The organism is Streptomyces sp. SM1, from assembly GCF_002910825.1.
GTDB lineage: Bacteria > Actinomycetota > Actinomycetes > Streptomycetales > Streptomycetaceae > Streptomyces > Streptomyces okerensis.
On record NZ_NEUB01000154.1, the window covers coordinates 1 to 7,944 of the forward strand.

General features: G+C 72.5%; 6 protein-coding genes. All 6 read right to left on the reverse strand.

The features are described from left to right. The coding region (locus B9S61_RS03400) for a UvrD-helicase domain-containing protein (RefSeq protein WP_103540855.1) at nucleotides 1-1,983 on the reverse strand (1,983 nt) is incomplete at its 3' end. Nucleotides 1,984-2,554: 571 nt separating this feature from the next. Then, complete coding sequence (locus B9S61_RS03405; protein WP_103540851.1) at nucleotides 2,555-3,316, reverse strand: anti-sigma factor; 762 nt, start codon at nucleotides 3,314-3,316, stop codon at nucleotides 2,555-2,557. A gap of 74 nt (nucleotides 3,317-3,390) precedes the next feature. Continuing rightward, on the reverse strand, nucleotides 3,391-3,975 hold the full coding sequence (locus B9S61_RS03410; RefSeq protein ID WP_037932079.1) for a sigma-70 family RNA polymerase sigma factor: 585 nt from the start codon (nucleotides 3,973-3,975) through the stop codon (nucleotides 3,391-3,393). Nucleotides 3,976-4,268: 293 nt separating this feature from the next. Continuing rightward, nucleotides 4,269-4,862, reverse strand: coding sequence for an ABATE domain-containing protein (locus B9S61_RS03415; protein WP_103540852.1), 594 nt, complete (start codon nucleotides 4,860-4,862; stop codon nucleotides 4,269-4,271). 108 nt (nucleotides 4,863-4,970) lie between these two features. Beyond that, nucleotides 4,971-6,122, reverse strand: a complete 1,152-nt coding sequence (locus B9S61_RS03420) for a uroporphyrinogen-III synthase (RefSeq protein WP_103540853.1) — start codon at nucleotides 6,120-6,122, stop codon at nucleotides 4,971-4,973. Between the two features lie 118 nt (nucleotides 6,123-6,240). Further along, a complete protein-coding gene (locus B9S61_RS03425) occupies nucleotides 6,241-7,599 on the reverse strand; it encodes a NarK/NasA family nitrate transporter (protein ID WP_103540854.1) in 1,359 nt (452 codons plus the stop codon). Between the last annotated feature and the right edge of the window lie 345 nt (nucleotides 7,600-7,944).

Genomic DNA, 7,944 nt, shown 5'->3' on the forward strand with positions numbered 1-7,944 from the left:
CCGCACGTCACGGCCGCCCGAGCCCCCCACTACGGCGAAGCGCGGCTCGACGCCCGTGGACCGCACGGCCCTCGGCGACTGCGAGCCGGGCATGGCGAGGGCGAGCACCTTCGACGCCAGCTCGGCGATCTCCGCCGGGTTGCGGTAGTTCACGGTGAGCTCGAAGCGGCGGCGCGGGCGGCTGCCGAGTGCCTCGTCACGGGCCTGGGCGGCCTCGTCGGGGTCCGACCACGAGGACTGGGCCGGATCGCCGACCACCGTCCAGGTGGCGTGCCGGCCGCGGCGGCCGACCATGCGCCACTGCATCGGCGTGAGGTCCTGGGCCTCGTCGACGATGACGTGCGCGTACTCGACGCGCTCCTGGGCGAGCCGTTCGGCCCGCTCGCGCTGGGTCTCCTCGCGCACCGGCATCAGCTCCTCCAGGCCGGTGAGCTGGTCCAGCGGGTCGAGCTCGCGCTTCCGGCGGGGGCGGGCCGGGGTGCCGAGCACCGCCTGGAGCTCGTCGAGCATCGCGATGTCGTGCACGGAGCGCCCCTCCCGCTTCAGCGAACGGGCGACCTTGCGCACCTCGCCGGGGTTGAGGACACGGCGGGCCCAGCGGCCCAGGCGCCGCTCGTCGGCCATGGCGTCCAGCACGGCGGCCGGGGTCAGCTCGGGCCACCAGGCGTCGAGGAAGGCGGTGAAGTCGTCCTCGGAGGTGATGTCCTCGTCGAAGGAGGAGCGCAGCTCGGCGGCGAGCTCCGGGTCGGTGTGCCGGCTCCCGGCGCCGGAGCGCTCCCACAGGGCGTCGAGGATCAGCTTGCGGGCGCGGGGGCGCAGCAGGTTGACCGGGGCGGTGCCGCCGAGGGCGGTGCGGCGGATGTCCGCCAGCTCCGCCGCCTCCAGTTCCAGGCGGCGGTTGAAGGCGACGACCCGCAGCCGCTGCGGTGAGCCGTTCGGCTCCAGTGCTCCGCGCGCGGCCTTCCGCAGCACCTTCAGCATGCGGTACGAGCCCTTGGCGCGGGCCACCGACGGGGAGTCGTAGACCGTCGCCGAGGCACCGTCGACCAGGGAGCCGATGGCACGGATGGCGACCTGGCCCTCCTCACCGAGGGAGGGCAGCACGCCCTCGGTGTAGGCGACCAGGAGCGGGGTGGGCGAGACGATCAGGATGCCGCCCGCGTACCGGCGCCGGTTCTGGTAGAGGAGGTAGGCCGCGCGGTGCAGGGCGACGGCGGTCTTGCCGGTGCCGGGGCCGCCCTCGACGTATGTCACGGAGGCGGCGGGGGCGCGGATGACCAGGTCCTGTTCGGCCTGGATGGACGCGACGATGTCGCGCATGGTGTGCGTACGGGCCTGTCCGAGCGCGGCCATCAGGGCGCCGTCGCCGATCACCGGCAGCTCGCGTCCGTCCAGGGACGCCTTCAGCTCGGGGCGCATCAGGTCGTCCTCGACGCCCTGGACCCGGCGGCCCTTGGAGCGGATGACGCGGCGCCGCACGACCCGGCCGGGTTCGACCGGGGTGGAGCGGTAGAAGGGGGCGGCCGCGGGGGCCCGCCAGTCGATGACCAGCGGCGCGTACTCCGCGTCGAGGACGCCGATCCGGCCGATGTGCAGCGTCTCGGCGATATCGGCGGTGTTGTCGTCCCTGATGGCCCCCTCGGCGGGCTCCACGGCGGTGTACGCGCCGTCCGGGCCCTTCGTGCCGTCCTTGCCGGGCAGCAGGTCGATCCGGCCGAAGAGGAAGTCCTCGTACTCGTTGTTCAGCCGGTTGAGGTGGATGCCGGCCCGGAAGACCTGGGCGTCCCGTTCGGCGAGAGCGCCGGGCGTGCCGACGTGGCCGCGCATGGCGGCGTCGGCCATGAGGAACTCCGCCTCGTGGATCTTCTCCTCGAGGCGGACGTACACCCGGTCCAGGTGTTCCTGTTCGACTCGGATCTCGCGGTCCCGAACGGAGTCGTGAACCGGTTCGACCGCGGATTCCTGCTGAGCCTGAGCGGCCACCGGGCCCCCTTCTGACGTGCTGGGCAGCCGTCAACCGTACGCGACGGGGGCACCTGTCGGCTACGGGCCTCCCCGGCGGGTTCCCCACCGGGCCTGACGCCCCGGGCTCAGGAGGCCTCGGCCCCGGACCGGACCGGCTGCTTCCCGGACCCGGCGGACCGCATCCGCGGACCGGGCAGGGGCAGACCCGCAGGCCCCCGCGGGAGCGGCGGACCGGACGCCCTCGCGGACCGCACCCGCGGACCGGGCGCGGCCGGACCGGCCGGACCGTGCCGGAGACGGCGGAATCCCGAACACCCTTCCCCATCCCCCGGGGCGTGCGAAGGAGGGGAGCACCGGCCCCCACTCACCGGCACACCGGACCGCACCCGCGCACCGGACGGGAGCGGACACGCAAAACCCGGCGGTGGGGCAAGCCGGACCGGCGCACCGTGCCGGAGACGGCGGAATGCCGCACGCCCTCCCCCCACTGCCCGGGGGCATGGCAGGGAGGGGGCGCTGCGGCCCCCTCTCACCGGCTCACCGGCGCTCGCGCGAACCGCCGGTTCCTCCCGCCGATCCGCCGGAAGGCCTACGCGTCGACCTCGACGAGCAGTTCGCCCTCGAAGGTCATGACCTGGAAGTGGTCGATCTCGTTGGGGTCGAAGGCGGCGCCGCCCTGGACGTACAGGGGCTGCTTGGCCTTGTCCGTCGTGGCGTCGGGCAGGCCGTAGCCCTCGCCGGGCACGGACCAGGAGTTCACCGTCTCGCGCTCGCCGTTCTTGCCGACGGCGATCAGTGAGCACTTCTGCTCGCCCTTGACGTTCTTCAGCTCCGTGACGATCTCGGTGCCCCAGAGCTTCTTCTCCAGGGCCACGGTCGCGGTCACCTGGGTCTCGGGGTCGGTCGCCATGATCTTTTCGGAGCTCTTGTCGAACGCCTCCTTCGCGGGGTTGGCCGCGAGCGTCTGGTTGGTGCCGCTCCCGCCGCCCGATTCGTCGCCCCCGCCACTCGCCGCCACGGCGACGAACGGACCGCTGACGATCAGCGCGCCCGCCGCGGCCACCATGTAGAAGTTGCGGCGGCGCTTGCGGGCCCGGCGCTCGGCGACCTCGTCGACCAGCTTCTCCACCACGAGGGGGGAGGGCCTGGCCGCCAGGGACTCGCCCAGCGCGGGCGTCCCGGTCTCGGGCAGGTCCGCGAGGGCGGCCAGCATCGGTTCCATACCGGCGAGTTCGTCGAGCTGCTGGGCGCACCACTCGCAGCTCGCGAGGTGCGCCTCGAACGTGGTGGCTTCGGCGTCGTCGAGGATGCCGAGGGCGTAGGCGCCGACGGTCTCGTGCTCGTTCGGCACCGGTGATCCCTCCATGGCACCAGACATACCCGTACCGCCCGTGCCGAATCCCTGGTTTCCCCCGTACACACTCATCACGCCGTCACCCCCCGCTCCTCCAGAGCCAGCTTCATCGACCGCAGGGCGTAGAAGACACGGGAACGGACGGTGCCGCTCGGTATGCCGAGTGTCTGGGCCGCCTCATTGACGGTACGCCCCTTGAAGTACGTCTCGACGAGGACCTCCCGGTGGGCCGGGGTCAGGTCGTCGAGCGCGTCCGACAGCGTCATCAGCCACAGCGCCTTGTCGATCTCGTCCTCCGCGGGGATGACCTCCAGCGGCGACGGATCGACCTCCTGCGGCCGGGCCTGCCGGCTGCGGTGGCCGTCGATGACGATGCGCCGGGCGACCGTCACCAGCCAGGGGCGTACCGAACCGGTCGCCCGATTGAGCTGACCGGCGTTCTTCCAGGCACGGATGAGCGTCTCCTGGACGACGTCCTCGGCGCGTTGCCGGTCTCCGGCGACCAGCCGCAGGACATAGGCCAGCAAAGGCCCGGCGTGCTCGCGATACAGCGCACGCATCAGCTCCTCGTCAGGTTCCGAGGGCTGTGAGGACATGCGATGTCGGGCCCTCGATCCACGTTCATTGGCCACGGCCGCATCCTTGCGCACGCCCACCTCCGGTGTCCGGGGGATCCCCCAGTCGGTCGCTCGACAACCGGTACGGACGGCAGGGGGCGGGTGTTCAAAGAAAGACGGCGGTTTTCTGCGGACCGGCGCGCCGACCGGGACATGAGAGCACATTCCCCCCGCCACTTCTTTACATTTCCGACACAGCGGCGCGGACGGCCGCGTCACCCACCGGGCGCGGGAGGCGAACAACGGTGTAACGCAGATCACTTCGGCGATTTCCACCCCGCGCACCACACGAAAGCCGCATAGGGCACAAGAGGCTTGATCCGGACACTCCCTCAGGCGCGGGAGAGGGCGGCGCGACGGCGGTGCCGGGCCACCCGTTCACGGTTGCCGCACACCTCGCTGGAACACCAGCGCCGCCTGCGCCCCCGGGAGGTGTCCACATAGACGATGGGGCAGTTGTCGCCCGCGCACTGCCTGAGACTCGCGCGGGCGACGGGGTCGGTGAGCAGGTCCACCGCGTCCCGCGCGACCGCCGCGAGCAGGGCGGCCCGGCCGGGCGGGCCGTCGAGCCGGCGCACCAGCGTGCCGTCCTCACCTAACACCGCGCGGAACACCGGGGGCGCCGCGCGGGCGAGTTCGTTCACCCGCGCGAGGGCGAGGTCGTACGAAGGGACACCGGGCGCCGGCCGGCCGCGGACCAAGGGGACGAGCTGACCGCGCAGTTCGCGGAACGCCACCAGCCAGGAGGTGTCCGCGTGGGCCAGCGTGGTGTCCTCGGGCACGAGCCCGGAGCCGGTGATCCAGGCGCGCAGCACCGCCGCGGACTCGAGCCGTTCCCCGGGATGGGCGGTCGCGAGCAGATCCAGGCAGACCCGCCCGGTGTCGAACCGCAGCTCGTAGGAGACCGTGACCGTACCCAGTGCCATGTTCCTGCCACCGCCTAGGTTGGCCCCGCGCGGAGGCCGGTGAGCGATCCGGGAAACCGTGCTCCTCCCACAGTGCCCGTCCGTCACGGCCCCCGGAACCCCCCGTGCTCAGCCGTCCCCGCAACCGGACTCGGCGGTCGGGTCCAGGGCGAGGCGGTAGCCGCGTTTGACGACCGTCTGGATCAGTTTCGGGGCGCCGAGCGCGGAGCGCAGCCGGGCCATCGCGGTCTCCACCGCGTGCTCGTCGCGGCCGGTGCCCGGCAGGGCGCGCAGCAGCTCCGCGCGGGAGACGACCCAGCCGGGCCGCCGGGACAGCGCCCGCAGCAGGGACATCCCGGCCGGCGGTACGGGTCTGAGCGCGCCGTCCACCAGGGCCGCGTGCCCCCGGATCTCCAGCCGGTGCCCGGCGACCGGCAAGGCGCGCGCCCGCGCGGGCAGTTCCCGGCAGAGCAACTGGACCAGCGGGCCGAGCCGGAAGCGCTCGGGCTGGAGCGTACCGATGCCGTGGGCCTGGAGCGGCAGCGCGGTGACCGGGCCGACGCAGGCGGACAGCACGTCGTGGCCGAGGGCGGCGAGCAGGTCGTCGAGCAGTCCGCGTTCCTCCGCGCGGGACAGCAGGGACGCGGCGGCGGGCGCGCTGGTGAAGGTGACCGCGTCCAGGACGCGGGCGACGGTGGCGTCGATGAGGCGGTCGACGGGGCCGATGTCCTCCGGCGGCAGCCACCGGTAGACCGGCACCCCCACCACCTCCGCTCCCCCGGCCCGCAGCGACTCCACGAAGCCCGGCAGCGGTTCACCGTGCAGCTGTACGGCGATCCGCAGCCCGTCCACGCCCTCCTCCATGAGCCGGTCGAGCACCTCGGCCATGGACTCCGACACCGGTGACCACTCCTCGGTCAGTCCGGCCGCCCGGATCGCGCCCTTCACCTTGGGCCCGCGCGCCAGGATCCGCACCCCGCGCAGCCGCTCCAGCAGGTCCTCGCCCAGTCCCCAGCCGTCGGCGGCCTCCACCCAGCCCCGGAAGCCGATGGCGGTGGTGGCGACCGTGATGTCCGGGGCCCGTCCGATGATGTCCTTGGTGGCGGTGAGCAGTTCGCTGTCGTCGGCGAGCGGCACGATCCGCAGCGCCGGGGCGTGCAGGACGGCGGCTCCGCGCCGCTCCAGCAGCGCGCCCAGCTCGTCCGCGCGGCGCGCCGCGGTCACCCCCACGGTGAAACCCGCGAGTGGACCGTGTTCCGGTGGCTGCTCTTCTTCGTACATGGCTCTCGTCCCGCTCGAGTCGGCGTACCGCCGGGAGGTGCGGCTCCACCTCCCTGCCGGCCGAGCCTGTCAACGATCCATGACGGGCCCGGTTCGGCTTCGTGTCACCAGTGTTACGTCATACGTCGGCGTAGCTGAGCTGCGACTTCTCCTCCGGGGCGGCATCCGGGTCCTCCGGCCGGGCCGCCGGGCGGCGCAGGTATACGGCCCAGGTGACCGCGAAACAGACCGCGTAGCAGGCGAGGAACGCCACGAACGCTCCGGTGCCGGAGCCGTAGGAGAGGAAGGACTGGCGGAACGCCAGGTTGATGCCGACCCCGCCGAGCGCGCCCACCGCGCCGATCAGTCCCATGGCCGCCCCGGACAGCCGCCGCCCGTACGCCGCCGCCTCCTCGCCCCCGAGCCCCCGGGCCAGCGCCTTCGCCTGGAAGATGCCGGGGATCATCTTGTACGTCGATCCGTTGCCGAGGCCGGTCAGCACGAACAGCACCACGAACGCGACGGTGAACAGCGCGAGCGACCTCTGCATGGACGCGGCGATCAGCACCGCCGTCGCCGCCCCCATTGCGACGAAGTTCCACAGGGTGATCCGCGAACCGCCGTACCGGTCGGCGAGCCATCCGCCCACCGGACGGATCAGCGACCCCAGCAGCGGGCCGATGAAGGTGACGTACGCGGCCTGCAGCGGTGTACGGCCGAACTGGCTCTGGAGCACCTGCCCGAAGGCGAAGCTGTAGCCGATGAACGAGCCGAAGGTGCCGATGTAGAGGAAGGACATGATCCAGGTGTGCGGGTCCCGCGCGGCGTCCTTGGCGGCGCCGGTGTCGTTGCGCACCGTGGCGAGGTTGTCCATGTACCGCGCGGCGAGCACGGCGGCGACGACGATCAGCGGGATGTAGAGGCCGAGCAGCACGCGCGGTCCCCCGCTCGCGCCGATGATCGCGAGTGCGGCGATCTGGATCACCGGGACGCCGATGTTGCCGCCGCCGGCGTTCAGTCCGAGCGCCCAGCCCTTCTTCCTGAGCGGGAAGAAGGCGTTGATGTTGGTCATGGAGGAAGCGAAGTTGCCGCCGCCGATACCGGCCAGCAGGCCGACGAGGAGGAACGTGGAGAACGACGTCCCCGGTTCCATCACGGCGAACGCGGCGACGGTGGGCACGAGCAGCAGCCCGGCGCTGATCACCGTCCAGTTCCGCCCGCCGAAGACCGCCACGGCGAAGGTGTACGGCACCCGGACCACGGCACCGACCAGGGTGACCATCGACGTCAGCAGGAACTTGTCGGCCGGCGTGAGCCCGTACTCCGGGCCCATGAAGAGCACGAGCACGGACCACATCGTCCAGACGGAGAACCCGATGTGCTCGGACAGCACGGAGTAGAGCAGATTGCGGCGGGCCACCCGCTCTCCGGTCCGGTTCCAGAAGGTCTCGTCCTCCGGGTCCCACTGCTGGATCCAGCGGCCGCTGGGGGCTGTCATGGGGCCTCCACTGTTCTCCGGGGCGCGGGCGGATGCACCGCGCGGGGATGATCCCGAAGGTAGGGAGGGGGCGTTTCCGCCACGATGGCACACAGTGACCGGCAGGGAACGTTGCTCTCACCCGTGGTGGGAGCGGGGTGAGAGGTTTCCGGCTCCGGGCACGGGCGACACCGTGAGGCTCAGGGGCGCGGGGGCTGCCAGTGGGGGTTCTGCTGGGGGTTCTGCTGGGGGTTCTGCTGCGGCTGGTACCCGGGCGGCTGGGTGGGCTGTCCGTACGGGGGCTGCGGCTGGGCGTGGCCGTAGGCACCGGGTGCCTGGGCCGGGGGCTGCGGCGGGGCGGCGTAC